The following is a 2,918-nucleotide window of genomic DNA, read 5'->3' on the forward strand; positions in this document are numbered from 1 at the left end:
CCCGGGTGGTCCGGCCGGGGGGGCTTCCCCCCCCCCCACGCGCCCGGGCGGGGCACGGCCCCCCAGCCCCGCCCCCGGCCCTTCGGTGCGCCGTCGGGGCCCTCAGCGGGGCTCTGCCGCCGCGGCGACGCGGTCGGCGAGGTGCAGGGCCCAGGCGTCGACGGTGGGGGTGGCCGCGAGGTCGCCGAACTTCACGGCGATGCCGGAGCGGCGCCAGCCGTTGATCAGCTGCATCAGGTGCAGCGACTTCAGTCCGAGTCGGACGAGGTTCACGTCGTCGCCGATCTGCTCGACGGGCACGCCGATGATGGGCGCCAGCGCCTCGCGGATCTCCTGCCGGGTGGTGCCGTTCGGCGTTGCCATGGCTGTCTTCCTTCTGTCCGTGGAGTGGTTCAGGGGGCGGAGAGGATCTCCACGACGGCGCCGGCGACCTCCATGCCGACGGCCGCGGCCAGCAGCAGCACCCGGTCGCCGGGCCCGACCTGGCCGGTGGTCAGCAGGTGCTCCAGGCCGGCGATCTGGTCGGTGCCCGCGGAGTGGCCGAGGCGGCGGTTGAACTCCCAGGTGCCGCGCTCGAGTTCGATGCCCAGCGGGTCGAGGAACCCGTTGCGTATCTGTTCGAGGGCGACGCCGCTGTGGGCGACCCGGGTGATGTCGCGCATCGTGAGTCCGGCGTCCGCGAGGACCCGGTCGGTCACCTCCGTCACCACGTCGCCCAGGTGGAACAGCGGCGGCGCGACGCCCGCGGCCCACTGCGCGCGGATGTGGTCGCTGCGCTCCTCCAGGTCGAGGCGCTTGCCGAGGGTGACGCCGGGCGGAAAGAGGGGCTCGCCGCCGCGGTGCAGCACTTCGGCCGCGGGGCAGGAGACGGAGTGGACGGAGAGCAGCCGGGCGAAGCCCTCGCGGCGGGAGAGGACGGCGGCCGAGCCGCCGTCGCCGAGCAGGTAGTGGCCGCTGACCCGCCACCGGTCGATGTTGGGGGTGGAGAAGTTGTCGCCCGCGGTGATCAGGACGGCGTCGCCGTCCGGGGACCCGTTCAGCCAGAGCGCGGCCATCCGCATCGAGGTGATCATGCCGATGCAGCCCTGGCGGACCTCCAGGGCGGGGACCGGGCGGTCCAGGGTGTTGTGCAGGATGTAGTGGGGGGCCGACCAGATCTCGGGGCCCTGGTGGTGCACGGGGGTGTGCAGGAGGGCCGCGAAGTCGTCGGGCGCGTGCTCGGAGCGCTTGAGGGCCTCCCGGGCGGCGGCCACGGCCATGTCGGGTGCGGGGGTCCGCGGGTCGACGGCGACGGAGAGCATGCCGCTCTCGGCGCGCGTCTCCTCGTCGTACCAGCCCTTCGCGACGGCCTCGGCGGTGGTGACGCGGTCCGGCAGGTAGGTGCCGATGCCCGCCAGGAAGACATCGTCGACTCTCGTCACAATCGTCCTCTTCCAAAAGATGTGAGCGCGTCTCGGAATGCTCCGCGGAGGGTCTTGCGCGGCGCTTTCGGCGCGCTTGCGGGGGGCCGAAGGGGCCGAACCGGCTGGTTTAAGTCAGCTTTAGCGCGTCTGAATAGCGTGCGGGCCGGAGCCGTATCCGCATTCATCGAGGAGTAGATCAACGTGACAGCAATGCAGGAACTGCCTCGGCTGCCCTTCGACCGCGATGCGGTGAACCCGGCTACGGCGATCGCACCGATGTACCACAAGCTGCGGGGCGAGCACCCGGTGGCGCGGGTCGGTACCCCGGCGGGTGACGAGGGCTGGCTGATCACCCGTTACAAGGAGATCAAGGAGCTGTTCAACGACCCCCGGATCGGGCGCTCGCACCCGGATCCGGACAGCGCGGCCCGGCTGGCCAACGCGGCCGTCATCAGCGGCCCGCTCGGTGTGCCGAGCGAGGAGGTCGCCAACCGGGCGCGCATGCGCCGGCTGTTCGCGCCGTCGTTCTCGGCCCGCCGGGTGGAGAAGCTCCGGGTCGAGGTGCAGGAGATCGTCGACGACCTCTTCGACAAGATGGCCGCGGGGCCGCAGCCCGGCGATTTCCACGAGGCGCTGTCCTTCCCGCTGCCCGTCCTGGTGATCTGCCAGCTGCTGGGCGTTCCGGGTGAGGACCGGGAGGAATTCCGGACCTACTCGAACGGCGCGACCAACCTGTACAACCGGGTGGAGTCCCAGGCGGCCTGGGACCGGCTGACGAATTACATGTACAAGCTGATCGAGGTCAAGCGCGCGAACCCGGGTCAGGACGTGTTCTCGGACCTGCTCGAGGCGCAGGAGCGGGAGAACCTCACGGACGACGAGATCGCGGGCCTCGGCGCGGCGCTGCTGTTCGCGGGCCACGAGACGACGGTGACCCGGCTGGACATCGGCACGCTGCTGCTGCTCACCCACCCGGAGCAGCGGGAGCTGCTGCGCCGGGACCCGAGCCTGGTGAAGAACGCGGTGGAGGAGATCCTGCGGGCGGCGGCGCCGTCCACGCAGGACGTGCTGCCGCGCTACGCCCACGAGGACATCGAGGTGGGCGGGGTGACGATCCCGGCGGGCGACCTGGTGCTGCTGCCCTTCACCGCGGCCAACCGCGACCCGGAGATGTTCGACGACCCGGACACCTTCGACATCACGCGTGACATCTCGCAGCACCTGGCCTTCGGTCACGGGCCGCGCTTCTGCATCGGCGCCAGTCTGGCCCGGGTGGAGCTGCAGGCCGTGTTCTCCACGGTCTTCGAGCGCTTCCCGGAGCTCCGGCTCGCCGGTTCGCCCAACGACCTGGAGTTCCGCGACGACACCCTGACCGGTGGCCTCGCGGCCCTGCCCGTCGTCTGGTGAACCGCCCCGGGCGCCCGCCCGGATCCCCGCGGACCGCCCGCCGCCCCGGACCCCCGGACTGGGCCGGGGGCGCGGGGGGAGCGCGGACGGGGGCGGGGGGGCGGGGGC

The 2,918-nt window shown here is 72.2% G+C and carries 3 protein-coding genes; 1 reads left to right on the plus strand and 2 read right to left on the minus strand.

Annotated elements, in window-relative coordinates; genetic code table 11:
• Positions 1-102: 102 nt before the first annotated feature.
• Entirely contained in the window at positions 103-363 is a 261-nt protein-coding gene (locus ACFWAR_RS39265; protein ID WP_385788494.1) for a phosphopantetheine-binding protein, read from the minus strand.
• A 29-nt stretch (positions 364-392) separates the two neighbouring features.
• Positions 393-1,421 carry a ketoacyl-ACP synthase III family protein gene (locus tag ACFWAR_RS39270; protein ID WP_385788496.1) on the minus strand — a complete coding sequence of 343 codons (1,029 nt, stop codon included), beginning with the start codon at positions 1,419-1,421 and terminating at the stop codon, positions 393-395.
• Positions 1,422-1,613: 192 nt separating this feature from the next.
• Between ACFWAR_RS39270 and ACFWAR_RS39275 the strand changes: the two genes are divergently transcribed.
• On the plus strand, positions 1,614-2,810 hold the full coding sequence (locus ACFWAR_RS39275) for a cytochrome P450 (RefSeq protein WP_385788498.1): 1,197 nt from the start codon (positions 1,614-1,616) through the stop codon (positions 2,808-2,810).
• Positions 2,811-2,918: the final 108 nt, after the last annotated feature.

This window comes from Streptomyces sp. NPDC059917 (genome assembly GCF_042730635.1).
Classification (GTDB): domain Bacteria; phylum Actinomycetota; class Actinomycetes; order Streptomycetales; family Streptomycetaceae; genus Streptomyces.